General features: G+C 61.3%; 18 protein-coding genes. 10 read left to right on the top strand and 8 right to left on the bottom strand.

All coding sequences use genetic code 11. The annotated features are described in order from the left end of the window. Positions 1–109 (top strand): hypothetical protein (locus tag VNV36_RS25820; protein WP_414705519.1); only part of this gene is annotated, 109 nt, incomplete at its 5' end. Positions 110–245: 136 nt separating this feature from the next. Here VNV36_RS25820 and VNV36_RS15240 read toward each other — a convergent pair. Continuing rightward, complete coding sequence (locus VNV36_RS15240; RefSeq protein WP_325718481.1) at positions 246–1,829, bottom strand: peptide chain release factor 3; 1,584 nt, start codon at positions 1,827–1,829, stop codon at positions 246–248. A gap of 449 nt (positions 1,830–2,278) precedes the next feature. Between VNV36_RS15240 and VNV36_RS15235 the strand changes: the two genes are divergently transcribed. The 5 genes from VNV36_RS15235 (at position 2,279) to VNV36_RS15215 (ending at position 7,517) form a co-directional block, all read left to right on the top strand. Beyond that, positions 2,279–2,968, top strand: a complete 690-nt coding sequence (locus VNV36_RS15235) for an ABC transporter permease (RefSeq protein ID WP_325718483.1) — start codon at positions 2,279–2,281, stop codon at positions 2,966–2,968. 20 nt (positions 2,969–2,988) lie between these two features. Continuing rightward, a complete protein-coding gene (locus VNV36_RS15230; RefSeq protein ID WP_325718480.1) occupies positions 2,989–3,882 on the top strand; it encodes a glycine betaine ABC transporter substrate-binding protein in 894 nt (297 codons plus the stop codon). A gap of 12 nt (positions 3,883–3,894) precedes the next feature. After that, complete coding sequence (locus VNV36_RS15225) at positions 3,895–4,548, top strand: ABC transporter permease (RefSeq protein WP_325718479.1); 654 nt, start codon at positions 3,895–3,897, stop codon at positions 4,546–4,548. Continuing rightward, entirely contained in the window at positions 4,545–5,702 is a 1,158-nt protein-coding gene (locus VNV36_RS15220; protein WP_016771732.1) for an osmoprotectant ABC transporter ATP-binding protein OsmV, read from the top strand. Before VNV36_RS15225 ends, VNV36_RS15220 begins: the two co-directional genes overlap by 4 nt. A gap of 651 nt (positions 5,703–6,353) precedes the next feature. Next, a complete protein-coding gene (locus VNV36_RS15215; RefSeq protein WP_016771733.1) occupies positions 6,354–7,517 on the top strand; it encodes a type III PLP-dependent enzyme in 1,164 nt (387 codons plus the stop codon). Positions 7,518–7,680: 163 nt separating this feature from the next. Here VNV36_RS15215 and VNV36_RS15210 read toward each other — a convergent pair whose 3' ends face one another. Then, positions 7,681–8,430 (bottom strand): tetratricopeptide repeat protein, encoded by a 750-nt coding sequence (locus VNV36_RS15210; RefSeq protein WP_325718478.1) that lies wholly within the window; start codon positions 8,428–8,430, stop codon positions 7,681–7,683. Next, positions 8,427–9,107, bottom strand: coding sequence for a Fe2+-dependent dioxygenase (locus VNV36_RS15205; RefSeq protein WP_325718477.1), 681 nt, complete (start codon positions 9,105–9,107; stop codon positions 8,427–8,429). The genes VNV36_RS15210 and VNV36_RS15205 overlap by 4 nt, the downstream gene beginning before the upstream one ends. A gap of 207 nt (positions 9,108–9,314) precedes the next feature. Here VNV36_RS15205 and VNV36_RS15200 point away from each other — a divergent pair, with 207 nt between their 5' ends. Next, positions 9,315–11,633, top strand: coding sequence for a TonB-dependent receptor (locus VNV36_RS15200; RefSeq protein WP_325718476.1), 2,319 nt, complete (start codon positions 9,315–9,317; stop codon positions 11,631–11,633). Between the two features lie 236 nt (positions 11,634–11,869). Beyond that, positions 11,870–14,398 carry a PepSY domain-containing protein gene (locus VNV36_RS15195; RefSeq protein ID WP_325718482.1) on the top strand — a complete coding sequence of 843 codons (2,529 nt, stop codon included), beginning with the start codon at positions 11,870–11,872 and terminating at the stop codon, positions 14,396–14,398. A 107-nt stretch (positions 14,399–14,505) separates the two neighbouring features. On the opposite strand, the gene VNV36_RS15190 is transcribed toward VNV36_RS15195, so the two are convergent. The 4 genes from VNV36_RS15190 to ptsP form a co-directional block, all read right to left on the bottom strand. Continuing rightward, positions 14,506–16,047: an alkaline phosphatase D family protein gene (locus tag VNV36_RS15190; protein WP_325718475.1), complete on the bottom strand. Its 1,542-nt coding sequence runs from the start codon at positions 16,045–16,047 to the stop codon at positions 14,506–14,508. A gap of 172 nt (positions 16,048–16,219) precedes the next feature. After that, the gene (locus VNV36_RS15185; protein WP_325718474.1) at positions 16,220–17,953 is read right to left on the bottom strand and encodes a PTS fructose-like transporter subunit IIB; all 1,734 of its coding nucleotides are present in this window, start codon (positions 17,951–17,953) and stop codon (positions 16,220–16,222) included. 11 nt (positions 17,954–17,964) lie between these two features. Next, positions 17,965–18,906, bottom strand: coding sequence for a 1-phosphofructokinase (gene pfkB / locus VNV36_RS15180; RefSeq protein WP_325718473.1), 942 nt, complete (start codon positions 18,904–18,906; stop codon positions 17,965–17,967). Then, positions 18,906–21,767 carry a phosphoenolpyruvate--protein phosphotransferase gene (gene ptsP / locus VNV36_RS15175; protein WP_325718472.1) on the bottom strand — a complete coding sequence of 954 codons (2,862 nt, stop codon included), beginning with the start codon at positions 21,765–21,767 and terminating at the stop codon, positions 18,906–18,908. Before ptsP ends, pfkB begins: the two co-directional genes overlap by 1 nt. 303 nt (positions 21,768–22,070) lie before the next feature. On the opposite strand from ptsP, the gene cra reads away from it, so the two are divergent. Both cra and VNV36_RS15165 read left to right on the top strand, forming a co-directional pair. Beyond that, positions 22,071–23,066, top strand: a complete 996-nt coding sequence (cra, locus tag VNV36_RS15170; protein ID WP_325718471.1) for a catabolite repressor/activator — start codon at positions 22,071–22,073, stop codon at positions 23,064–23,066. 3 nt (positions 23,067–23,069) lie between these two features. Beyond that, on the top strand, positions 23,070–23,846 hold the full coding sequence (locus VNV36_RS15165; protein WP_325718470.1) for a TatD family hydrolase: 777 nt from the start codon (positions 23,070–23,072) through the stop codon (positions 23,844–23,846). A gap of 122 nt (positions 23,847–23,968) precedes the next feature. On the opposite strand, the gene VNV36_RS25925 is transcribed toward VNV36_RS15165, so the two are convergent. Beyond that, complete coding sequence (locus VNV36_RS25925) at positions 23,969–25,999, bottom strand: methyl-accepting chemotaxis protein (RefSeq protein WP_325718469.1); 2,031 nt, start codon at positions 25,997–25,999, stop codon at positions 23,969–23,971. Positions 26,000–26,122 lie beyond the last annotated feature (123 nt).

Raw genomic sequence — 26,122 nt, 5'->3', positions numbered from 1 at the left:
GGATCAGGGCTGGTCGATGGGCAATGTGCAGGCGATCAAGATCGACGGCACGAAAGTCGAAACCGCGTCCGATCCGCGCGGGCGGGGCGTGGGGATGGTGGTGAAGTAGGGGGAACTGATCGTTCCCACGCTCCGCGTGGGAATGCATCCATGGACGCTCCGCGTCCGCAGTCGGCTGACGCGGAGCGTCAGTAGCGGCATTCCCACGCAGAGCGTGGGAACGATCACTACCGGGTCAGGCGTGCTTAGTGATGCTCCCGCGTCGCGCGGAATTTCACGTCGGGCCAGCGCTCTTCCATCAAGGCCAGGTTGACCCGCGTTGGCGCGAGGTAGGTCAGGTGACCGCCGCCGTCCACGGCCAGGTTTTCCACAGCCTTGTTCTCGAATTCCTCGAGCTTCTTCTTGTCGCTGCAATCGATCCAGCGGGCTGACCACACGGTGATCGGCTCGTAGGCGCATTCGACTTTGTATTCTTCCTTCAGGCGGCTGGCGACCACATCGAACTGCAGCACACCGACGGCGCCGAGGATGATGTCGTTGCTGCGCTGCGGGAAAAAGACCTGAGTGGCGCCTTCCTCGGCCAGCTGCTGCAGACCCTGACGCAGCTGCTTGGATTTCAGCGGATCCTTCAGGCGTACGCGACGGAACAGCTCAGGGGCAAAGTGCGGGATGCCGGTGAAGCCCAAGGCCTCGCCTTCGCTGAACGTATCGCCGATCTGAATCGTGCCGTGGTTGTGCAGGCCGATGATGTCGCCGGCGTAGGCTTCTTCAAGCTGTTCACGCTCGCTGGAGAAGAACGTCAGCGCGTCACCGATACGCACGTCCTTGCCGGTGCGCACATGGCGCATTTTCATGCCCTTGTCGTACTTGCCCGAACAGATGCGCATGAACGCGATGCGGTCGCGGTGCTTGGGGTCCATATTCGCCTGAATCTTGAACACGAAGCCGCTGAATTTCTCCTCGACCGGCTCCACCGTGCGCTCGTTGGCGACGCGGGCCAGTGGCTCCGGCGCCCAGTTCACCACCGCATCAAGTACGTGGTCGACACCGAAGTTGCCCAGCGCTGTACCGAAGAAAACCGGCGTCAGCTGGCCGTCGAGGAATTCCTGCTGGTTGAATTCATGACAGGCGCCCTGAACCAGTTCCAGCTGATCGACAAAGCGATCGTACTCATCGCCCAGGTGGGCGCGCGCCTCGTCCGAGTCGAGCTTCTCGATGATTTTCACCTCGGTGCGCTCATGACCGTGACCGGCGGTGTAGACGATGATGTAGTCGTCGGCGAGGTGATACACACCCTTGAAGTCGCGGTAGCAACCGATCGGCCAGGTGATGGGCGCGGCCTTGATCTTCAGGACCGCTTCGATCTCGTCGAGCAGCTCGATCGGGTCGCGAATGTCGCGGTCAAGCTTGTTGATGAAGCTCACGATCGGCGTATCGCGCAGGCGGCAGACGTCCATCAGTGCGATGGTGCGGGGCTCAACCCCTTTACCGCCATCGAGCACCATCAGCGCCGAGTCGACGGCGGTCAACGTGCGGTAGGTGTCTTCGGAGAAGTCTTCGTGGCCCGGGGTGTCGAGCAGGTTGATCATGTGTTCGCGATACGGGAACTGCATGACCGAGGTGGTAATGGAAATGCCCCGCTGTTTCTCCATCTCCATCCAGTCGGATGTCGCATGGCGATCGGATTTACGGGATTTCACCGTACCGGCCACTGCAATCGCCTTGCCCATCAACAGGAGCTTTTCGGTGATCGTGGTTTTACCGGCATCGGGGTGGGAAATAATGGCGAAAGTGCGGCGTTTCGCGACTTCGGCGGCCTGTTGGGTCATGGGAAATCGCCTGGCGGTGATTCAAAAAAGGGCGGCGAGTATAGCTTAAAAAGTGATCGCCAAACCACCGTCCGTACACCGCCATCCCCCTGCAGGAGCTGCCGCAGGCTGCGATCTTTTGATGTTGTTTTTTAGAAGCCAGATCAAAAGATCGCAGCCCTCGGCAGCTCCTACAGGTGGCCAGATGGCATCTGATGTGGGAACCTTTTAAAGCCTGGAGACGTCCATCCCCTGTTACGAACTTTCGTCAGGGGCTGAAAAATCAGCAAGTTAGCCTGACGAGGCTGCGCTCATGGCTCGCTTTCACACCGCTTGGCCGGTGCTGGAAAACGGCTACTTTTCGCGAACGCTGACTTCGGCAACCAGAAATGGTCCTGCCACGCGGAGCAGCGCTCGCCGACTACAAAAAAAGGAGTCCGCCTGTGGCTATCCGCTATGGCAAAGGGCTGATGGGAGGTGCGGTGGTGATCGCGCTCCTGGCCCTGCTGGTCCACTGGATCGGCATCAACACGATCGAACACTACCGCGACGATTTGTTGTTTTACCTGCAAGCTCACCTGATTCTCGCCCTCGCTTCCATGCTGGCCGCCCTTGTCGTGGGCATTCCCGCCGGTATCTTCCTCAGCCGCCCGACCATGGTCGGCCGCGCCGAACGCTTCATGCAGATTTTCAATATCGGCAACACCGTGCCACCGCTGGCCGTGCTCGCGATCGCGCTGGGCATCCTCGGCATCGGCAGTGGCCCGGCAATCTTTGCGCTGTTCCTCGCCTCGCTGTTGCCGATTGTGCGCAACACCTACGAAGGCCTGAAAAACGTTCAGGGTTCGCTGAAAGAAGCCGCCGTCGGCATCGGCATGACTCCGCACCAGGTGCTGTGGAAAGTCGAATTGCCCAATGCCGTGCCAATCATCGTAGGTGGCGTGCGTGTCGCATTGGCCATCAACGTCGGCACCGCGCCGCTGGCGTTCCTGATCGGCGCCAACAGCCTCGGCAGCTTGATCTTCCCCGGCATCGCCCTGAACAATCAGCCGCAACTGCTGCTCGGCGCCGCGTGCACCGCGCTGCTGGCCCTGCTGCTCGATGGCGTGGTCACACTCGCCAGCCGTCTCTGGCTGGAACGCGGTTTGCGCCCGTCTTAAGGCTCTGCGAAGGACTATTTATGAAACGACTTAGCTTGATCTTAGGCTGCCTCCTGCTGTTCGCAGGAATCGCGCAAGCCGCTGAAAAACCGGTGATTCGTCTCGGCGCCCGGGTGTTCACCGAGCAGACCCTGCTCGCCGAAATCACCGCACAATACCTGCGCAGCAAAGGTTACGACGCGCAGATCACCGGTGGCCTGGGCAGCAACCTCGCCCGCAGCGCCCATGAAAGCGGGCAACTGGACCTGCTCTGGGAATACACCGGCGTGTCGCTGGTGGCCTACAACCACGTCACCGAAAAACTCGACAGCGCGCAGTCCTACGCCCGGGTCAAAGAACTCGACGCGAAAAAAGGCCTGATCTGGCTGACCCCGTCGAAATTCAGCAACACCTACGCCCTCGCCCTGCCGAAAAAAGTCGCCGAGCAATACCCGCAGATCGGCAATATCAGTCAGCTCAACCAAGTGCTGCGTGCTGAGGCCAAGACCAATCATCTGGTGGCGCTGGACACCGAGTTCGCCAACCGCTCCGACGGTCTCGACGGCATGGTCAAGCTCTACGACATGAACCTGACCCGCAAGAATATCCGCCAGATGGACGCCGGCCTGGTCTACACCGCGCTGCGTAACGGTCAGGTGTTCGCCGGTCTGGTCTACACCACCGACGGCCGCCTCAACGCCTTCGGCCTGAAGTTGCTGGAAGACGACAAGCACTACTTCCCCGACTACACCGCAGCTCCCGTGGTGCGTCAGGCCACGCTGGACGCCAACCCGAAACTGGCCGAACAACTCAAGCCGCTGGCCGAACTGTTCGACGACGAAACCATGCGCCAGCTCAACGCGCGGGTCGACGTCGATCACGAGAGCCCGTCGAAAGTTGCCGCCGATTTTCTGCGCCAGCATCCACTCAACTAAGGAGGAAAAGTCATGGAATTTCTGAACGCCTTTTCCCACCTCGACTGGCAGCAGGTGATGCACCTGACCTGGCAGCACATCACTCTGGTCGGCATCGCCGTGACCCTGGCAATCGTCATCGGTGTGCCACTGGGCATTCTGATGACGCGCTTTCCCAGCCTCGCCGGCCCTTTGCAGGCCAGCGCCACGGTGCTGCTGACCGTGCCGTCGATTGCTCTGTTCGGCCTGCTGCTGCCGTTCTATTCCAGATTCGGTCAGGGCCTGGGGCCGCTGCCGGCGATCACTGCCGTGTTCCTTTATTCGCTGCTGCCGATCATGCGCAACACCTACCTCGCCCTCACCGGGGTTGAGCCGGGCATCCGTGAAGCCGCACGCGGCATCGGCATGACCTTCGGCCAGCGCCTGCGCATGGTCGAGTTGCCGATTGCGGTGCCGGTGATCCTCGCCGGCGTGCGCACCGCGGTGGTGATGAACATCGGCGTGATGACCATCGCCGCGACCATCGGCGCCGGCGGCCTCGGTGTGTTGATCCTCGCCTCTATCAGCCGCAGTGACATGTCGATGCTTATCGTCGGCGCGCTGCTGGTCAGTCTTCTGGCGATTTTCGCCGATCTCGTTTTGCAGTGGCTGCAACGCTCGCTGACTCCAAAAGGACTCCTCAAATGATCGAACTTCAAAACCTCAGCAAGACCTTTCAGAGCAACGGCAAAGATGTCAAAGCCGTGGACTCGGTAAGCCTGACCGTCAATGAAGGCGAAATCTGCGTGTTCCTCGGGCCATCGGGTTGCGGCAAAAGCACCACGCTGAAAATGATCAACCGCCTGATCAAACCGACTTCCGGCAAGATCCTGATCAACGGCGAAGACACCACCGACCTCGACGAAGTGACCCTGCGCCGCAACATCGGCTACGTGATCCAGCAGATCGGTCTGTTCCCGAACATGACCATCGAAGAGAACATCGTCGTGGTGCCGAAACTGCTGGGTTGGGACAAACAGAAATGCCACGACCGCGCTCGCGAACTGATGAGCATGATCAAGCTGGAGCCCAAGCAGTACCTGCATCGTTACCCGCGTGAATTGTCCGGTGGACAGCAACAGCGCATCGGCGTGATCCGCGCCTTGGCGGCCGACGCACCTTTGCTGTTGATGGACGAGCCGTTCGGCGCGGTCGATCCGATCAACCGGGAGATGATTCAGAACGAGTTTTTCGAGATGCAGCGCGCGCTGAACAAGACCGTGATCATGGTCAGCCATGACATCGACGAAGCGATCAAGCTGGGCGACAAGATCGCCATTTTCCGCGCCGGCAAGCTGCTGCAGATCGATCACCCGGACACCCTGCTTGCACACCCGGCAGACGATTTTGTCAGCAACTTCGTCGGCCAGGACAGCACCCTCAAGCGCCTGCTGCTGGTCAAGGCAGAGGACGCCGCGGACAACGCGCCATCGGTGAGCCCGGAAACGCCGGTGGCCGATGCGCTGGAATTGATGGACGAGCATGACCGTCGCTACGTGGTGGTCACCTGCGCCGAGAACAAGGCGCTGGGCTACGTGCGCCGACGCGACCTGCACCGCCAGACCGGCACCTGTGCGCAATTTCTGCGCGAGTTCAACGCCACCGCGGCGTACGACGAGCACCTGCGCATCCTGCTGTCGCGCATGTACGAGTTCAATCGTGCCTGGTTGCCGGTGATGGATGCCGAGCGGGTGTTCCTTGGCGAGGTCACGCAGGAGTCGATCGCGGCTTATCTGAGTTCGGGGCGTTCGCGGGGGATGAAGACCAGCATCGTCTCGCCGGCTGAGACTGTGGTCGCCTGATCAATAAACCAAACACTGAACCTGTGGCGAGGGAGCTTGCTCCCGCTGGGTCGCGCAGCGGCCCTTCTTTTCAAAAAGAGCGGGGACTGCTTCGCAGTCCAGCGGGAGCAAGCTCCCTCGCCACAGGTTTTTTTGCGTTTTCAAGGACTGGAAAAAAATATCAACACCAAGGTGAATTCCGGCATTGCGAAATCACCCGCCACTCTAATCAAAATCCCCCACACACCTACCTCTCGCGGGAAACGTCGCCGATGTTGCACCTTTCACACTTACCCAAGACTTAGCCGACATAATCCGCGAACGTGCAGGTATTTTTAACACTCGAAAATTCTCGGGGAACATCTGCCCGTCATCTCGGTCGGGTACAAGGAGTGATGAACGCGACGTACGTCAGAAGCGTGCAAAAACGCGACATTTTTAGTTGATCTCAGGCCCCTCACGCCCTAAAGTTCGCGCCGAACGTCCATGCTGGAAACGATCCATCCGGCTCAAGTACTGACGACGAGACAGCGAGGCCAAGGGATAGCTGCACATCTCTGGGCCTTTTTGCTTTCGGCGACATGCCTTGGGAAGTAGGCGAACCAAAGTGGGGATACGGAGGGCGTTCATGCACCCATTGTTTTTACGAGTTTGCCCATAGGAGCACCCAGCATGTCGATCCAGGTCGAAGACTATTTCGCGCGCGCTACATTCGACAAAATGAAGGCGTTCGCCGACAAACAGGAAACCCCGTTCGTGGTGATCGACACCGCGATGATCGCCCAGGCCTACGATGACCTGCGCGCCGGTTTCGAATTCGCCAAGGTCTACTACGCGGTCAAGGCCAACCCGGCCGTCGAGATCATCGACCTGCTCAAAGACAAGGGTTCGAGCTTCGACATTGCCTCGATCTACGAGCTGGACAAAGTCATGGATCGCGGCGTCAGCCCGGACCGTATCAGCTACGGCAACACCATCAAGAAATCCAAGGACATCCGCTACTTCTACGAGAAAGGCGTGCGTCTGTTCTCCACCGACTCGGAAGCCGATCTGCGCAACATCGCCAAGGCTGCACCGGGTTCGAAAGTCTATGTGCGTATTCTGACTGAAGGCTCGACCACCGCTGACTGGCCTTTGTCGCGCAAGTTCGGCTGCCAGACCGATATGGCCATGGACCTGCTGATCCTTGCCCGCGACCTGGGGCTGGTGCCGTACGGCATCTCCTTCCACGTCGGCTCGCAGCAGCGCGACATCAGCGTCTGGGACGCAGCGATCGCCAAGGTCAAAGTGATTTTCGAACGCCTGAAAGAAGAAGACGGCATTCACCTCAAGCTGATCAACATGGGCGGCGGCTTCCCGGCCAACTACATCACCCGCACCAACAGCCTGGAAACCTACGCTGAGGAAATCATCCGCTTCCTCAAGGAAGACTTCGGTGACGACCTGCCGGAAATCATTCTCGAGCCAGGCCGTTCGCTGATCGCCAACGCCGGGATTCTGGTCAGCGAAGTGGTGCTGGTTGCACGTAAGTCGCGTACTGCCGTCGAGCGCTGGGTATACACGGATGTGGGCAAGTTCTCCGGCCTGATCGAAACCATGGACGAAGCGATCAAGTTCCCGATCTGGACCGAGAAGAAAGGCGAGATGGAAGAAGTCGTCATCGCCGGCCCGACCTGCGACAGCGCAGACATCATGTATGAGAACTACAAGTATGGCCTGCCGCTGAACCTGGCGATTGGTGACCGTTTGTACTGGTTGTCGACCGGTGCGTATACCACCAGCTATAGCGCGGTTGAATTCAATGGCTTTCCGCCGTTGAAGTCGTTTTACGTTTAAGGAGCAGCTGCGAGTTTCAAGCTGCCAGCTGCAAGAGAAAAGCCCATGACGTGTCATGGGCTTTTTTGTGCTTGCGATCCCCCTGTAGGAGCTGCCGAAGGCTGCGATCTTTTGATCTGGCTTTGAAAAATCAAAGTCAAAAGATCGCAGCCTCCGGCAGCTCCTACAGGGACTGTGCGTAGCGTTGGGCATATCGGTTCGCCATGGCCTGAATTCTGGGATCTGTCGCACCAGCCAGCGCCTGACTCGCCACCCGCAAAAAATTCAGATTACCGCCCGCCAAAGCTTTCTCAAGCCAATCGACCGCCTCATCAATCCGCCGCTCATCCGCTAAAACTGCAGCAAAACTGAACTGCCCACGAAAATCCCCACCCTCAGCCGAGCGCCGATACCACTCGCGCGCCGCTAACGGATCCGCCGAGCACACCTGCCCTTCCTCCAGATAGCGCCCAAGCAGATTCATCGATTTTGCATGGCCCATTTCAGCCGCACGCCGATACCACGCCAACGCCTGCAGTTGATCCACCACTACACCGCGCCCCGTCGCCAGCAGATTGGCGAGGTTGTACATCGCCCAATCCAGACCGGCATCTGCGGCGATCCGATAATGCTGCGCCGCGACTGAGGCATCCGCCGCACAACCCCAACCATGCTCATGACAGCGCCCAAGCATGTTGCGCGCCATCGGGTGCCCGTGTCCGGCGGCGATGGCGAACCAGCGCAGCGCCAGCGGCTGATCCTGAGCAATGCCCTGACCGTCGAGCAGGATCTGCCCGAGCAGCGCCTGCGCTTCAACCTCGCCCTCACCCGCTGCCAGCAAAATCGCCTGCGCCGCTCGAGCCGGGCTTTCTTCGAGCATCGCCGCCAACCCGGCGCCGTCGAGGACTTCTTCGCGGCGCAGTTGAAAACTCATACCTCGACCCAACGCCGCAGCAGGTTGTGATAAGTGCCGGTGAGGCGGATCAGCGAGGGGTGATCGGGGACGTCCTGGGTGAGCTGCTGGATCGCGCCGTCCATCTCGAACAACAACGCACGCTGGCTGTCTTCGCGCACCAGACTTTGCGTCCAGAAAAACGCGGCATAACGCGCGCCACGGGTAACCGCGCTGACCTTGTGCAGGCTGGTGCCCGGATACAAAACCATGTCGCCTGCGGGCAACTTCACCCGCTGGGTGCCGTAGGTATCCTGAATCTCCAGCTCGCCGCCGTCGTAGTCCTCGGGTTCGCTGAAAAACAACGTTGCCGACAGATCGGTGCGCACACGCTCGATGCTGCCCTTGGGCTGACGCACGGCATTGTCGATGTGGAAATCGAAACTGCCGCCAGCTGTGTAACAGTTCACCAGCGGCGGGACCACCTTGTGCGGCAGCGCAGCGGACATGAACAGTGGATTTTTCCACAGCCGCTCAAGCATCGCCGCGCCAATTTCCTTGGCCAGCGGATGACCTTCGGGCAGTTGCAGATTGTGCTTGGCCTTGGCCGACTGAAAGCCAGCAGTGATCTTGCCATCGGCCCAGTCTGCCTGTTCCAGAGCCTGGCGGATGCGTTGCACTTCGTCTTTTGCGAACAGCCCGGGAATGTGCAACAGCATGGCGATGTCACCTGATGGCAAGAAGGCGGCAATGGTATTGATTCTTATTGACGATGTAAAACCCGCAAGACGAATGAACGAGCAGAAACCGTAAGGCCAAATTGTAAAGAATGTAAATTCAATGCGAATAACAATGTTTCGCAATTGATACGAATACCTGTTTACCCTATATTCCGCCGCCTCAAATCCTTGGGGAGGGGAATAAACATGGCACGTCAGCACGCACAATTACCGGTCAGTTCACCACGCCTGCTCGCTTCGGCAATCGGTGTCGCAATCACCGCCGGCTCTGCTGGCCAGATGGTGTTCGCGGCGGAGAAAACCGAGGGCAAGGCTTCCGGCAATGCCATCTCTCTGGACGCCACCGCCATCACTGGCGAAGCCCAGGACTCGACTTCCTACCAGGTCGAAAAAGCCTCCTCACCCAAATACACCGCACCGCTGGTCGACACGCCGCGCTCGGTCACCGTCATCCCGCAACAAGTGCTCAAGGACACCGGCGCGCTGAACATGCAGGACGCTCTGCGCACTGTGCCGGGCATCACCTTCGGCGCCGGTGAAGGCGGCAACCCGCAGGGCGATCGTCCATTCATTCGTGGTTTCGACGCCCAGGGCGACACTTACCTGGACGGCGTACGCGACACCGGTTCGCAAAGTCGCGAAATCTTCGCGGTGGAAAACATCGAAGTCAGCAAAGGCCCGAACTCCGCGATTGGTGGGCGTGGAGCTGCGGGCGGCAGCATCAACCTGGTGAGCAAGAAAGCCCACCTGGGCAACTCATTCGACGGCGGCTTCACTTACGGTTCCGACCAGACCCAGCGCTACACCCTCGACGGCAACTACCAGTTCAGCGACAGCGCCGCCGGCCGTCTCAACCTGATGAGCCATGAAAGCAACGTCGCCGGTCGCGACAAGGTCGATTACGACCGTTGGGGCATCGCGCCCTCCCTGGCGTTCGGCCTGGGCACCGACACCCGCGTCAACCTCGACTACTACCATCTGGAAAGCAACGACACCCCGGACTCGGGCATCCCGTACACCATTCCAACAGCTGGCTCGGCGGCGCGCAGCAAGTCCAACCCGGACAAGCCGTACGCGGGTGGCGATCACGACAACTTCTACGGTCTGGATCGCGACTTCCGCAAGGGCCGCACCGACACCGCGACCTTCGCCATCGAGCATGACCTTAATGACTCGCTGACCATCAAGAACACCCTGCGTCACGGCACCAGCATGCAGGATTACATCCTCACCCAGCCGGATGACAGCAAGGGCAACGTCAACAACGGCACGGTCTGGCGTCGGGCCAACAGCCGCGTGAGCAACACCGAAACCACCACCAACCAGACCGACCTGTTCGGTACGTTCTACGTGGCCGGATTCAAGAACAGCTTCTCCACCGGTGTCGAATACACTCGCGAGCAGAGCGAGAAATCCTCGTACAACGTCAACACCGACACCACGCCGCGCACACCGGGTAATTCCAGCAGCAACTGCACCCCCGGCCTGGTCGGCGCCGCCAGCGGTTTCAACTGCACCTCGCTGTCGAATCCGAACCCGAACGATCCGTGGAACGGCGCGATCTCGCGCAACTACGCCGGCACCGACACCCAGGCCGACACCTACGCGCTCTACGTATTCGACACGCTGGAGTTGTCCGAGCAATGGCTGGTGAACATGGGCCTGCGTTACGACCACTTCGACACCGATTACAAAACCTACAACGCTGCGGGCCGCACCACGTCCAAGGGCGATGACACCAGCGAGTTCGTTACCGGCCAGTTCGGCGTGGTCTACAAACCGTCAGAGAACGGCAGCATTTACGCGTCCTATGCCACCTCCGCCACACCACCGGGCAACACCCTGGGTGAAGGTCAGGAAGGCAACCCGCTGGGCGGCACACCGGATCGCAATGGCAACCTGCTCAAGAGCGACATGGAGCCGGAAACCACCAAGAACTACGAGATCGGCACCAAGTGGGATCTGCTCAATGATCGCCTCTCGCTGACCGCCGACATCTTCCGCACCGAGAAAGAAAACGCCCGCGTGCAGGTCGACACGAGCTCGTACGAAAACGCCGGCAAGACCCGCGTGCAAGGCTTCGAACTGTCGGCCAGCGGCAAGATCACCGACAAGTGGCAGGTGTTTGCCGGTTACGCGTTCATGGACAGCGAACAGGTCGACGGCGGCCCGCTGGGTCGTGCCAACGATGGTAACGAGTTGCCGAACACGCCGAAAAACAGCGCCAGCCTGTGGACCACGTATCAGGTCACGCCGAAGCTGACCATCGGTGGTGGCGCGTTCTATGTTGACGACGTCTACGGCAGTGTGGCGAATACCACAATGGTCGATTCGTATGTGCGTTACGACGCGATGGCGGCCTACAAGCTGACCAAGAACGTCGACCTGCAACTCAACGTGCAGAACCTGACCGACGAAACCTATTACGACAAAGCTTTCTCGACCCACTTCGCCAATCAGGCGGCGGGCCGTACGGCGCTGTTGAGTACCAATTTCCACTTTTGACCGATGTGAAAACCTGTGGGAGCGAGCTTGCTCGCGAAAGCGGTGGCTCAGTGAAGTCGATGCTGACTGACACGACGCCTTCGCGAGCAAGCTCGCTCCCACATGAGATCTGCGAAACGGATCAGGCCCCGTTCATTGGGTTGAACGGGGCTTTTGTGTGTAACGAAAAACGCTTTTCGATAACCCACGGCATAATGCGCGCCGTGATGACAATTTCCGAACGGACGGCGAGTGACGTGTTGAAGAAAACCCTGTTCCAGTTGCACTGGTTTTTTGGCATCACCGCAGGGCTGGTGCTGGCCCTGATGGGCATCACCGGCGCGGCCTATTCGTTTCAGGACGAAATCCTGCGCGCACTGAATCCGTCCGTTCTGCAGGTGGAAAAACAGGTCGCAGGAGTGTTGCCGCCGGTTGAACTGGTGGAGCGCATCGAAGCCGCGTCCGGCAAGAAAGTCGCGATGCTCTGGGTCGAGACCGACAGCGGCCGTGCGGCGCGCGTGTACTTCACGCCGCCCAAAGGTGAACGGCGCGGCGAGATGCGCTATTTCGATCCGTACACCGCCGAGTTCCAGGGCGACGCCACCGGTCAGGACTTCTTCGGCCTGATGCTGCAATTGCACCGTTTCCTGGCGATGGGCGACACCGGGCGCAACATCACCGGCGCCTGCACGTTGATGCTGCTGTTCTTCTGCCTCTCCGGCCTCTATCTGCGCTGGCCACGCCAATGGAACAGCTGGCGCGTGTGGCTGACCCTGGACTGGCAGAAAAAAGGTCGCGCGTTCAATTGGGATCTGCACTCGGTAGCCGGCACGTGGTGCCTGCTGGTCTATCTGCTGCTGGCATTGACGGGCTTGTCGTGGTCGTACGAGTGGTACAACAAGGGCCTCACCAGACTGCTTTCCGACGCACCGCAAAACGAGCGCGTGCGCGGCGGTCGCGGCCCGGCGCCGGAAGGTCCGGCGCCGACGGCCGACTACGCAGCGATGTGGAGCAGCATCTACAGCGCCGCCGGCCCCGGTCTGGCCGCGTACAACATCCGCATGCCGGCGGTGGCCGGCCAACCGGCGACGGTGTTCTATCTGCTCGACAGCTCACCCCATGACCGCGCGCTGAACCAGATCACCCTCGACCCGGCCACCGGCGTGGTCAAACGCGTCGACCGCTACGCCGACAAAAGCTTCAAGGCACAGCTGCTGACCAGCATTTACGCGCTGCACGTCGGCAGTTACTTCGGCCTCGTCGGGCGCATCATCGTCACGCTGGCAGCGGTGTGCATGCCACTTTTTTTCATCACCGGATGGCTGCTGTACCTCGACCGTCGGCGCAAGAAAAAACACATCAAGGAGGCTCGCCAAGGTCTGGCGCAACCGTCCACCGGGGCCTCGGCGTGGCTGATCGGCTTCGCCAGCCAGAGCGGTTTTGCCGAGCAACTGGCGTGGCAGACAGCAGGCCAATTGCAGGCCGCCGGCTTGCCGGTCAATGTGCAGCCGCTGGCCAATGTCAGCGAACAGGATCTGCGTGATTCGAACAATGCGTTGTTCGTGGTCAGCACCTTCGGCGACGGCGAAGCACCGGACAGCGCCCGTGGTTTCGAACGCAAAGTGCTGGCTAAAGCATCGACACTCGACAGCCTCAACTACGCCGTGCTCGGCCTCGGTGATCGGCAGTACGCGCACTTCTGCGGTTTCGCCAGACGCCTGCATCAATGGCTGAGCGAGCACGGCGGCAAAAGCCTGTTCGCCCCGGTGGAAGTCGACAGTGGCGATCCCTACGCGCTGCGTCACTGGCAAACGCAACTGGGCCAACTCACCGGACAAGCGCCGGCCGAAACCTGGCAAGCGCCGAGCTACGACAACTGGACGCTGGTGCGTCGCGAACTGATGAACCCTGACAGCAGCGGCGCGCCGGTCTATCTGCTCGGCCTCAAAGCCCCGGACACCCGCAGCTGGTTGGCCGGTGACCTGGTCGAAGTACTGCCGCGCAACTGCCCGTGGGCGATCGAACATTTCCTCGACGGCCTGGGCATTCGTGGCGACACCCCGGTCAAGGTCAACGGCATCGACGAGCCGCTGGAAGTGGCACTCGCCTCACGCCAGTTGCCCGAGCACCGCGCCCATCTGGTCGGCCTGCACGCGCAATCGCTGGTCGATGCCATGGTGCCGCTGGCCATGCGCGAATACTCGATCGCTTCGATTGCCGCCGACGCTGTGCTGGAGCTGATCGTGCGTCAGGAACAGCACAGCGACGGCAGCCTCGGCATCGGCTCCGGCTGGCTCACCGAGCACGCGCCCGTAGGCGGCAGCATCAGCCTGCGCGTGCGGCGCAACAGCGGTTTCCATCTGCCAAACGAGCCGGTGCCGATGATCCTGCTCGGCAACGGCACCGGTCTGGCCGGCCTGCGCAGCTTGCTCAAGGCACGAATCGCCGACGGCCAGCAACGCCAGTGGTTGCTGTTCGGCGAGCGCAATCGCGAGCACGACTTCCTCTGCCGCGCCGAGCTGGAAGAGTGGCTGGTCAATGGTGATCTGGCGCGACTGGATCTGGCGTTTTCCCGGGATCAGGCCGAGAAGGTTTACGTGCAGGATCGCTTGCGCGAAGCGGCTGATGAATTGAAGAAATGGCTGGCTGATGGTGCCGTCATTTACATTTGCGGCAGCCTTCAAGGGATGGCCTCAGGCGTGGACCAGGCACTCACCGACATCCTCGGCAACGCCGAAGTCGAACGCCTGATCGAACAGGGCCGCTATCGCCGCGACGTTTACTGAAAACACCCTTACTTTGTAGGAGCTGCCGAAGGCTGCGATCTGTTGATCTTGTTTTCAAAAAATCAAAATCAAAAGATCGCAGCCTTCGGCAGCTCCTACACAGGGCATCACACCGGCTGCAACTTCTGCTCAAACACCGCCACCCCATCCAGATCCCGCAACACCACACTCATCTCGCCACTCTGCCCTTCGATATTCACCTCACCAAAGAACTGAAAGCCGGCAAACGGTGAGGTGTTCTGCGCGGGCGGGGCCTTTTCGAACACCACCTCTGGCCCGAACGTCTTGTCCAACGGATTCGGCCCGAAACTCCCGGCATTCAATGGCCCGGCGACAAATTCCCAGAACGGCTCGAAATCCTGAAACGCAGCGCGATCCGGGTGGTAGTGATGCGCTGCGCAGTAATGCACATCCGCCGTCAGAAACACGAAGTTGCGCACCTGCTGCACGCGCAGGAATCCGAGCAATTCAGCGATCTCCAGCTCACGCCCCTGCGCTGGCCCGGAGTCGCCGTTGGCCACCGCTTCCCAGCGCGCAACGCCCGGGCTGACCTCGCCGTCCGGGACGCCAAGGCCAATGGGCATATCCGCCGCGATCACCTTCCACTGCGCCTTCGACGCCTTCAATTCGCGCTTGAGCCAGTCCAGTTGTTCACGGCCGAGAAACGGTTTTGCCGCGCCCAGGTTGTCATCGTTGGCTTCGCGGTAACTGCGCATATCCAGCACAAACACATCGAGCATCGGCCCGTAACTGAGCTTGCGATAGATCCGCCCGCCACCGTCGGCGGTCTGTAAACGCATCGGCGCATATTCCAGCCATGCCTGACGCGCGCGACCAACCAGCGTGTGGATATCCTTTTCCTGATAGCGCTCATCCAGTTGCTTGCCCGGCGACCAGTTGTTGACGACTTCGTGATCGTCCCATTGCCAGATCTGCGGCACTTCAGCGTTGAAGCGGCGGATGTTTTCGTCCATCAGGTTGTAGCGATAATTGCCGCGATAATCGTCGAGAGTCTGCGCGACTTTGCTCTTGGCTTCGCTGGTGATATTGCGCCAGACGCGTCCACTCTCAGTAGTCAGTTGCGCAGGCACCGGGCCGTCGGCGTAGATGGTGTCGCCGCTGTGGATAAAGAAGTCCGGCAGGCGCAGGCGCATGGCTTCGTAGATGCGCATGCCGCCGATGTCCGGGTTGATGCCGAAGCCCTGGCCGACGGTGTCGCCACTCCAGACAAAACGAATGTCACGTTTAACCGTTGGCACGCTGCGCAAATGACCGAACCACGGCTCGCTGGCGACGCCGCTCTGAGCATCTTCGAAGTGCACGCGATAGAAAATTGCCTGGTCGGCCGGCAGGCCGGTGAGTTCGACGCGGGCGGTGAAATCGCTGCGCGCATCGGCCAGGGGCGAGACGAATCTGCGCGGGTTGCCGAACAGGCTGCGGGTGTCCCACTCGACCACCATGCGTGCCGGACGATCGCTGCGGCTCCAGATCATCGCGCGGTCGCCGAGCAGGTCGCCGGACTGCACGCCGTCGGTGAGTTGCGGACGATCCTTGACCGAGGCAATCACCGCCGGCGCCAGCCCCGGCAGCAACAGCCCGGCGCCGACCGCTTGCATGACGCGACGCCTGCCGAGATTGAAATCGCTCATGGTGTTCTCCCTGCAAAAGGGAAAACTTAAGCACGGGTTCATGAACCCGGAATGACAACGCAGACTCCTGTGGGAGCGAGCCTGCTCGCGAAGGCGTCCTGCCAGCTACCACACCTTCAGCTGACACTCTGCTTTCGCGAGCAGGCTCGCTCCCACACGGTTGGGCGGGGTGTCAGGCGTTGACGGGTTCGACTGCCAACTCGACAGCCTCAGGCCGCTTGAACAACGCATACACCACCGCCGTGACCAGACTCCCCGCAACAATCGCCAGCAGATACAACAGCGCATGGTTGATCGCATTGGGAATCGCCAGCACGAACAAGCCACCGTGCGGCGCCATCAGCTTGCAGCCGAAATACATCGACAGCGCACCGGTCAGCGCACCGCCGGCGATGCTCGCCGGAATCACCCGCAGCGGATCTTTCGCAGCAAACGGAATCGCACCTTCGGAGATGAAGCACAGACCCAGCACGAATGCCGCCTTACCGGCCTCGCGTTCGGTCTGGGCAAACTTGCGCCGGGCGATGAAGGTGGCGATGCCCAGGCCGATCGGCGGCACCATACCGGCGGCCATGGTCGCGGCCATCGGTGCATAACTCTGCGAGGCCAGCAGGCCCACCGAGAACGCATACGCAGCCTTGTTGATCGGCCCGCCGAGGTCGACGCACATCATGCCGCCAAGCAACACGCCGAGCAGAATCGCGTTGGTGGTGCCCATGCTGTCGAGGAACTGGGTGAGCGCGGCGAGCATGCCGGCGACCGGTTTGCCGACCACGTAAATCATCACCAGGCCAGTGACCAGACTGGCCAGCAAAGGGATGATCAGAATCGGTTTCAACGCTTCCAGGCTTTGCGGCAACTTCACATAGCGGGCGATGGCTTTGGCAGCGTAACCGGCGATGAAACCGGCAATGATCCCGCCGATGAACCCGGCGCCCAAGGTGCCCGCCAGCAAGCCACCGATCATCCCCGGCGCAAGGCCCGGACGGTCGGCAATCGAGTAGGCGATGTACCCGGCCAGCAGCGGCACCATCAACTTGAACGCGGTTTCCCCGCCGATCTGCATCAGTGCCGCCGCCAGCGTGCCTTCTTCTTTGAAAGCAGTGATGCCGAAGACGAACGACAGCGCGATCAGCAACCCACCCGCTACCACCATTGGCAGCATGTACGAGACACCGGTCAGCAAGTGTTTGTAGATCCCGGTTTTCTCCGATTTGGCCGGGGCCTTGCCAGCGCTTGCCGCGCTTTCTTCAGTGCCTTCGGCCAAGGCCTTTTTCAGGGTGGCTTCGGACTGTTTCAGCGCAACCCCGGTGCCGCAGCGATAGATCTTCTTGCCAGCGAAACGCTCGGTGGCGACGTCTATATCCGCCGCCAGCAGCACCACATCGGCCTCAGCGATGGCGGTTGCGCTGAGCGGAGTTTTCGCGCCCACCGAGCCTTGGGTTTCGACCTGCAATTCATAGCCCAGGCGCTTGGCGGTTTGCTGTAAAGCTTCAGCCGCCATGAACGTGTGGGCCACCCCGGTCGGGCAAGCGGTAACCGCAACAATGCGTGGCGCACGCGGCGCATCGACAGCCGCTTCAACCTCCCCGGCAACATAGACTTGAGCTTCTTCAGCACCGCGCCGCAGCACCGCTTCGACATCCTGCAACGCCTGCGCCGGAGCAATCCGGAACACGCGCTTGCCGACGAAACGGGACATGTCCACCGCGCCGGTGCTGACCAGCAACACCCACTCGGCGGCTTCGATGGTCGCCGCCGACAATTCGCGTTCCGGGTGCGCCGGATCGACCACTTCCACGCTGGTGCTCCAGCTCTGACGCTGCGCCGCTGCGTCAAGCAGACGCGCGCACAGCACACTGGTGACCATGCCGTTCGGGCAAGCCGTAACAATGGCTAACTTCATGACAAACCCTCTTATTGTTCTGTCAGGGGGCGCACGCGCACGCCCTGTTCGAGCTGCGCCAGTTGCGCAGCGTCGTTGATGCCAAAACCGATCTGGGTCACCGCCATCGCTGCAATCGCGGTGGCGGTGCGCAGGGTCTGCTCGGGTGTGTCGGCACTGAGCAGACCGTGGAGCATACCGGCCAGCAATGAATCGCCGGCACCGACCGTGCTGGCCACGCTGACCTTCGGTGGTGTGGCGTGCAGGGCCGAGCCGACACTGAACCAGTTCACCCCGTCGGCGCCGTGGGAAATCACCACGTGCTCGATGCCCTGAGCATGCAAACGCGCGGCGGCCTGCGCTTCGGCGATGGGCGAGACCACTTCGCAACCGAGTGCGTGAGCCAGCTCCTCGGTATTCGGTTTGATCAGCCAGGGGCTGGCCTGCAACGCGGCGCGCAAGGCGTCGCCGCTGGAATCGAGGGCGACTTTCAAGCCGAGCGCATTGAGTTTCTCGATCAGCTCACGCAGCCACTGCGCAGTGACGCCGCGCGGCAAACTGCCGGCAACCACCACCGCATCGTGGCCCGGTGCGATCTGCAGCAGGCGATCAAGCAACGCTTGCTGCGCATCTGCATCGACCACCGGGCCCGGGCCATTGATGTCGGTGATGCGTCCGTCCTGCTCGGCAACCTTGATGTTACTGCGCGTCTCGCCCGGCACGCGGATGAACGCGTCGACGAAATCGCGCTTGGCGAACAGGGTTTCGAAGGCTTGCAGATTGTCTTCACCGAGAAAGCCGCTGACCGTGACCTGATGGCCGAGATCCGCCAGCACCTGGGCGACGTTGACGCCTTTGCCCGCAGCGTGGGTGTGCATCTCGTCGCTGCGATTGACCTGACCGGCGTCCAGCCGTGACAGCTCGACAGTGAGGTCGAGCGCCGGGTTGAGGGTCAGGGTGAGAATCTTGGCCATTACAGGGCCTCCACTAATGCGCGCACTTCATTCGCGCTGCCCACGGCCAGGGCCTGTTGAGCGAGGGTTTGCGCTTGGGTCAGGCTGAGTTCGCGGATGCGTGCTTTCACCTCCGCAATGCTGCGACCGGACACGCTGAGTTCGTCGACACCAAGGCCGACCAGCACCGGCACCGCCAGCGGATCGGCCGCCAGCTCGCCGCAGACACCGACCCATTTGCCATGGGCATGGGCCGCGCGCACGGTGATGTCGATCAGTTGCAGAACCGCCGGATGCAGGCCATCGGCCTGGGCGGAAAGCGTCGGGTGACCACGGTCGATGGCCAGGGTGTATTGCGTGAGGTCATTGGTGCCGACGCTGAAGAAGTCGACTTCCCTGGCCAGCACCGGCGCAAGCAATGCGGCGGACGGGACTTCGATCATGATCCCCAGTTGCAGATCGGCGACCGGGATTTCCTCGCGCAGGCGTTCGGTCATGTCGCGGGCCTGGCGCCATTCTTCGACGCTGCCGACCATCGGGAACATGATCCGCAGCGGCCGATTGTCGGCCGAACGCAGCAAGGCGCGCAGTTGCGCTTCCATGATCTGCGGACGCTGCAAGGTCAGGCGAATACCGCGCACGCCGAGGAACGGGTTTTCTTCCTTGGCAATCGGCCAATACGGCAACGGTTTGTCGCCGCCGACGTCCAGGGTACGCACCACCAGCGGCCGCCCGGCCAGCCCATCGAGGACGCGACGGTATTCGGCTTCTTGTGTCGCTTCGTCCGGCGCCTGCGGGTGGGCCATGAAAATCAGTTCGGTGCGCAGCAGGCCGATGCCTTCGGCACCCTGCTCCACCGCGCTGGTGACACCGGCGCTTTCGCCGATGTTGGCGAACACTTCAACGGCGTGGCCGTCAGTGGTGTGCGCCGGTTGATGGCGTTGTTCGGCGGCAATCTTCAGGCGCTGCTCGCGGGTGTCGCGTTCTTCAGCGGCGCGTTGCAGAGTCGCGGCATCGGCGTCGACATGCAGACGGCCACGCTGACCGTCGAGCAACAGCGGTGTACCCGGCTCAAGCAACAGCACCGCCGCGCCCGCACCGACCAATGCCGGAATCCCGAGGGCGCGGGCGACGATGGCGCTGTGCGCGGTGGCGCCACCGCGTGCAGTGAGAATCCCGGCCACGCGGACCGGATCCAGCCGCGCCACATCGGACGGGCCGACCTCGTCCATCACCAGAATGTAGGGTTGCTCAGGTTCGTTCGCGGTTTGCACACCACACAACTGCGCCAGCACCCGGCGACCGATGTCGCGCAGATCGGCGGCACGTTCGGCGAGCAAAGCGTCCTGCAGCGATTCCTGCTGTTTGGCAGCCGCTTCGATCACCGCCATCCACGCCGCTTCGGCGCTTTCGCCTTGCTTGAGGCGGGTGTCGACTTCGTCGGTCAGATCCGGGTCGTCGAGCATTTCCTGGTGAGTGATGAAAATCTCTCGAATCGCCTTGGCTTTGCTGCGCTCGATCAAGCCCTGAATGTCGCTACGCACATCGCTCAGTGCCTGTTTTAGCCGTTCGCGCTCAATCGCGGCGGACTCGCCGCGCAACGGGTAATCAATGGCTTGTTGCACTTGTATGTGCGCCGGGCCGATGGCGATGCCCGGTGCGGCGGGAATCGCCTGCAACAGGCTGCCGGAGGGCGGGGCGACCAGCACTTCGGCAATATCGGCGAGCACTTCGCGCTGCTGGCTCACGGCCGGCAGCGGCTCGACTTCTTCACCAAGGCCTTCTTCAATCGCCGCGAGCAGCGCCGGCAAGGCATCGGCGGCGATGCTCGGTTCGGCGATCAGCTCCAGCACCTGACCGCGACGGGCGCCGAGGCTCAGCAGCTTGCTCAGGCTCTTCACCGACACGGCGCTGTCCTGGCTGTCGACGATGCGCACGCGAATCTCGCCATCAAAGCTTTTCGCCAACTGCGCGAGAATTTTCGCCGGACGCGCATGCAAACCGTGGGCATTGGCCAGGGCGATGCGCGCGCTCGGCCAGTCGGCCGGCAGTTCACCGCCGAGCACTTCGAGGACTTTACGGCTGCTGGTGGCGCGGCCCAATTCGTGGCCGCGACCTTCGATCAACAGTGCACACAAACGCTCGAGCAGTGCCTGATGCGCTTCGCCCAGACTCGCCAGGCAGAACAGGCCACTGAGCGGCTGGCCAAGGTAGCGCATCGGTTTGTCCGGAGTGACGAACGCCAGCCCCGGACGCTTCACGGTTTGCTCGCTGTGCAGCCACCACAGGCCATCGCCCAGTGGCAGCGCTTCAACTTGTTGCAACACGCCGGCAAAACCGTTGCTCACGCAATCGGCCTGACGCAGCAGACGCGCGCCACGCCAGACCAGTTCTTCGAAATCATCGGCCGAGACGCCCAGGCCGATCATTTGTGCATCCAGCGCCAGTTCCTGCGGCGCGCCTTGCAGCAGTTTCAGCAACGCTTCGGGCGAGTTGGCGCGACGCAGGGCCTGGCCCAGATCGGTCTCGCCGAGGGCGCGGGTCAGCAGTTGCAGCAGGCGCAGGTGTTCGTCGGATTTCGCCGCAATGCCGATCGCCAGATAAACGATCTGGCCATCACCCCAATCGACCCCGTCGGGAAACTGCATCAGCCGTACGCCGGTGGCGAACACCTGATCACGGGTTTGCGGAGTGCCGTGGGGAATGGCGATGCCTTGACCGAGAAAGGTCGAGCCCTGGGCTTCCCGAGCCTGCAGGCCGGCGAGGTAGCCATCGGCAACCAGACCGTCGGCGACCAGATGACTGGCCAGCAGTTGCAGGGCGGCGGGTTTATCCACGGCCGACTGGCCCATGGATATCTGCTCTATAGTGAGCTCGAGCATGCGATCTCCTTTTGGCGCGGTACAACGCCAGGTATTGTTTTGAATGGTCACAGCTTAGGCGCTCTGCCGCGCTTTTCAGCGGCAGTTTTGGCGGTTTCACGGCAGAACCGGCCAAAGGCGTCTAAAACGTAGAAAATACGCTTGCTGAAACGTTTAATCTAGATTGATCGGCACGTTACTCGATAATGTCTCATCCTTGAAGTCCAACTGGTCGGATCTGCCTTGGCAATAAGTCGGCTGCCCTTATCGGGTAGGATTGGCGAAAATGTCGCGGCATGCTCGAAAAAACAAGGAAATCCCGGGTTGAAACTCAGTGATATCGCGCGGTTGGCCGGAGTGTCCGTGACCACCGCCAGCTACGTCATCAACGGCAAGGCCGAACAGCAACGCATCAGCAGCGCGACCGTCGAGCGCGTGCGCGCGGTGGTTGAGGAGCACGGCTTTACACCCAATCCGCAAGCGGCCGGGCTGCGCAGCCGGCACACGCGCACTTTGGGTTTTATCCTGCCGGATCTGGAAAACCCCAGTTACGCGCGGATCGCCAAGTTGCTCGAACAGGGCGCGCGGGCTCGCGGCTATCAATTGCTGATCGCCAGCTCCGACGATGCGCCGGACAGTGAACGGCAGTTGTTGCAGCTGTTTCGCGCCCGACGTTGCGATGCGTTGATCGTTGCCAGTTGCCTGCCGGCCGGTGATGACAGTTACCGCCAGTTGCAGGCCAAGGGCTTGCCGATCATTGCCATCGACCGGGTCATGGAGCCGGCGCATTTCTGCTCGGTCATCAGCGACGACCGCGAGGCCAGTTTGCACCTGACCCAGAGCCTGCTCGATCCGCAGCCAAAGCAGATCGTGCTGCTCGGCGCCCGTCCGGAGCTGAGCATCAGCCAGGAACGTGCCGCCGGTTTCCGCCAGGCTCTCAAAGACTTCAAAGGCGAGGTGCTGGTCGAGCACGCCGAGTCGTTCAGCCGCGAGTGCGGCAAGCAATTGATGGAAGAACTCCTGCAGCGCCTGGGACATTTGCCTGATGCGCTGGTGACCACGTCCTACGTGCTGCTGCAGGGCGTGTTCGATGCGCTGCATGATTTCCCGCTTAAATCGCGACCGCTGCGCCTCGGCACCTTCGGCGACACGCAGCTGCTGGACTTCCTGCCGCTGCCAGTCAACGCCATGTCGCAGCAACACCAGTTGATCGCCGACAAGGCGCTGGAACTGGCGCTGGCCGCGGTCGAGCAGGACGATTACCAGCCGGGCGTGCAAGCCATTGCGCGGACCTTCAAGCAGCGTATTCACCGGGACTGAAGCGTGGAGCTGATCGACAGCCACACTCACCTCGACTTTCCCGACTTCGACGCCGATCGCGCGGCGCTGCTGGCTGAGAGCCGCGCCCTCGGCGTGCGACGCATCGTGGTGTTGGGCGTGCATGAGGGTAACTGGCAACGGGTGTGGGATCTGGTGCAAGGCGATGCCGAACTGTACGCGGCTTTCGGCCTGCACCCGGTGTTCCTCGATCAGCATCGTCCCGAAGATTTGACCGCGCTGGGTGATTGGCTGACCCGCTTGCGCGGGCATCGACAGCTGTGTGCGGTGGGCGAGATCGGCCTGGATTACTTCATCGAAACCCTGAATCGCGAGCGGCAACAGGCATTGTTCGACGCGCAGCTGCAACTGGCGGCGGACTTTGAGTTGCCGGCGCTGATCCACGTACGCCGCAGCCACGCGGCGGTGATCGCCACCCTCAAGCGCTTCAAACTCAAACGCGCCGGCATCATCCACGCTTTTGCCGGCAGCCGCGAAGAAGCGCGGGAATACATCAAGCTCGGTTTCAAACTCGGTCTGGGCGGCGCACCAACCTGGCCGCAGGCGTTGCGCATGCATCGAGTCCTGCCCGAACTGCCGCTGGAGTCAGTGGTGCTGGAAACCGACTCACCGGACATGGCGCCCGCCATGTACCCGGGCCAGCGCAACAGCCCGGCGCACTTGCCGGCGATTTGCGAGGCGTTGGCCGAACTGATGAATATCACTCCAGAACAACTCGCCAACGTCAGCACCGCCAACTGCTGCGAAGTCTTCGGCTGGTAACACATGCCCATGTAGGAGCTGACGAGTGCAACGAGGCTGCGATCTTTTGACTTTGCATTTGAAGATCAAAAGATCGCAGCCTCGTTGCACTCGTCAGCTCCTACAGGGGGACGGTGTCAGGCTCAGACGCGAAACGCGCTGATCAGTTGTTTGAGTTCAACCACCTGCGCCGACAGCGCGCGACTTGCGTCTTCGGTCTGGTGTGCGCCTTGCGCTGTGCGTTCGCCGGCGCGGTTGATCTCGACGATGTTCTGGTCGATGTCATGGGCCACTGCGGTTTGCTGTTCCACGGCTGCGGCGATCTGTTGGTTCTGGTCGACGATCATGCCCACCGCGCCAAGAATGTTTTCCAGCGCCTGCTGGACTTTCTCCGACTGCCCCACCGTGCCGTTGGCCATCTGATGGCTGACGCCCATCGCCTTCACCGCCGCGCCGACGCCGCCATGCAGCCTGGCGATCATCTGCTCGATCTCTTCGGTCGATTGCTGAGTACGTTTGGCCAGCGTGCGCACTTCATCGGCAACCACTGCAAATCCGCGCCCCTGCTCACCGGCCCGGGCTGCTTCGATTGCGGCGTTGAGTGCGAGCAGGTTGGTCTGTTCGGCAATGCTTTTGATCACTTCCAGCACGCGGCTGATCGACTGGCTGTCACTGGCCAGTTGATTGATCACCAGCACCGACTGATCGATCTCGCTGGCCAGTGCGGCAATGCTGCCCTGCTGCGATTCCACCAGGCCGCGACCGCTGAGGGTCTCGTCGTTGACGCTGTGGGCGCTGCTCACCGCGGCGGCGGCGCTGCGGGCGACTTCCATGGAAGTCGCCGACATCTGGTTCATCGCCGTCGCCACTTGTTCGATCTGCATGCGTTGCCCGGCGACCGCCTGATTGCTCTGCGCCGAAACGCTCTCCACCTGCCCGGCCTGACGCTCGACCTCACCAACGGTGTGGCCGACGCGTTCGATCAAGTCGTGAATCTTCTTCACCGTGCCGTTGAACACCTCGCCCAACTCGCCCAGTTCATCACGGCTGCTGGCCTTGAAGTTGACGGTCATGTCACCGGCCGCGACTTTGTCCATCATCGCGCCCAGGCTTTTCAGGGTGGTGCGGGTCGAAGCGTAGAAGCCGCCATAAAGGTAGAAAATCAATACAAACACCACCGATAACGCCGACGCCTGCAAAATCATGTGCGTGCGATTCTGCGCCAGGCGCTGCTGCAACTGGTCGTCGAGAAATTTCAGCGTGGCCTGATTGAGCAGGTAAGTGTTTTCCATCAGGCCGGTGACCTGATCGTAAAACGCTTGCCACGGCGCATCGAGGGTGTCGGCCATTACCACTTGTTCTTCGAACAGTTCGCTCGCCTGCTTGAGCGTGGCCTTGCTGCTGTCGGCCTGGGCACTGAGCGCCTCGCGCGCGGCGTTACTGGAGCCGAGGGCATCCTGCAGTTTCAGGGCGTACTCGGCCTGAAGTTTTTCGATCTGCACCAGCAGTTCGTCAAAACGCGTGCTGGAGGAACTGTTGAGGAAGCCCAGGCCCAGCGAATACGAACCCATCGCCCGGCCTTCGCCAAGGGTTTGCGTCACGCTCGGGGTGATGAGCGTCACCAGTTCGCTGAGCTGACGAATGTCGCTCTGGTGATCGCGGCTCAGACCGGCGTGACTGGTAATGATCTGGCTGAAAATCTGCGCACTGGCCAGCAACTTGCCGATCAACGCGCTTTTGCTCTGCAGTGAGCTTTCCGCTTGCTGGGCCTTGAACGCAGCGATCATTTCATCGCGCTTGGCCTCGAACTGCTGGATCTGCTCGGGATCCTCGGTCATCGCCGTCAGCCCTTCGAGACGTGCGAGTACGGCCTGCTCCAGCGTATGGATCTGCGCTTCGACAGTGCCTGCCTTGCCGGACTGGCCGAGGGTGACGTCGATCTGCACCAGATTGTTGAGGGTTTCCAGATCGCGGCGCAGGCTCAGGCTGCTACCCAGCAGGTCGAGGCTCTGCAGTTCAACGCGGGTGCCCTGGAATTCGCGATAGGAGTCGCGCACCAGATAGAAATTGGTCACCAGCATCGGCACCAGGAACAGCACGCTGATCAGGCTGAACTTCATGCCGAAGCTCAGACGGTTCATCAGCGAGACGGCGGGATAGAGCAAGCTCTTCACTGGAAGTCTCCCTTGGTTTTTCTTGTTTTTATTGGCAGGCGCGGGCGACAGCAGATAGCCACTATCGGGCGCTATCTCTGTATAGCGCAAATCGGCGGGAGGTTTTGTAACTTAAGGTTAACA

The organism is Pseudomonas sp., from assembly GCF_035554175.1.
Lineage (GTDB): Bacteria > Pseudomonadota > Gammaproteobacteria > Pseudomonadales > Pseudomonadaceae > Aquipseudomonas.
This window is presented reverse-complemented; position numbering and strand designations above follow the sequence as displayed.

Excerpts from the sequence above, each read along its gene's own strand:
- pfkB (WP_325718473.1), bottom strand. The coding sequence starts at position 18,906 with ATGGCCAAGATTCTCACCCTGACCCTCAACCCGGCGCTCGACCTCACT.
- VNV36_RS15240 (WP_325718481.1), bottom strand. The coding sequence starts at position 1,829 with ATGACCCAACAGGCCGCCGAAGTCGCGAAACGCCGCACTTTCGCCATT.
- VNV36_RS15190 (WP_325718475.1), bottom strand. The coding sequence starts at position 16,047 with ATGAGCGATTTCAATCTCGGCAGGCGTCGCGTCATGCAAGCGGTCGGC.
- VNV36_RS15225 (WP_325718479.1), top strand. The coding sequence starts at position 3,895 with ATGGAATTTCTGAACGCCTTTTCCCACCTCGACTGGCAGCAGGTGATG.
- VNV36_RS15200 (WP_325718476.1), top strand. The coding sequence starts at position 9,315 with ATGGCACGTCAGCACGCACAATTACCGGTCAGTTCACCACGCCTGCTC.
- VNV36_RS15185 (WP_325718474.1), bottom strand. The coding sequence starts at position 17,953 with ATGAAGTTAGCCATTGTTACGGCTTGCCCGAACGGCATGGTCACCAGT.
- VNV36_RS15205 (WP_325718477.1), bottom strand. The coding sequence starts at position 9,107 with ATGCTGTTGCACATTCCCGGGCTGTTCGCAAAAGACGAAGTGCAACGC.
- VNV36_RS15235 (WP_325718483.1), top strand. The coding sequence starts at position 2,279 with ATGGGAGGTGCGGTGGTGATCGCGCTCCTGGCCCTGCTGGTCCACTGG.
- VNV36_RS15220 (WP_016771732.1), top strand. The coding sequence starts at position 4,545 with ATGATCGAACTTCAAAACCTCAGCAAGACCTTTCAGAGCAACGGCAAA.
- ptsP (WP_325718472.1), bottom strand. The coding sequence starts at position 21,767 with ATGCTCGAGCTCACTATAGAGCAGATATCCATGGGCCAGTCGGCCGTG.
- VNV36_RS15210 (WP_325718478.1), bottom strand. The coding sequence starts at position 8,430 with ATGAGTTTTCAACTGCGCCGCGAAGAAGTCCTCGACGGCGCCGGGTTG.
- VNV36_RS15215 (WP_016771733.1), top strand. The coding sequence starts at position 6,354 with ATGTCGATCCAGGTCGAAGACTATTTCGCGCGCGCTACATTCGACAAA.
- VNV36_RS15230 (WP_325718480.1), top strand. The coding sequence starts at position 2,989 with ATGAAACGACTTAGCTTGATCTTAGGCTGCCTCCTGCTGTTCGCAGGA.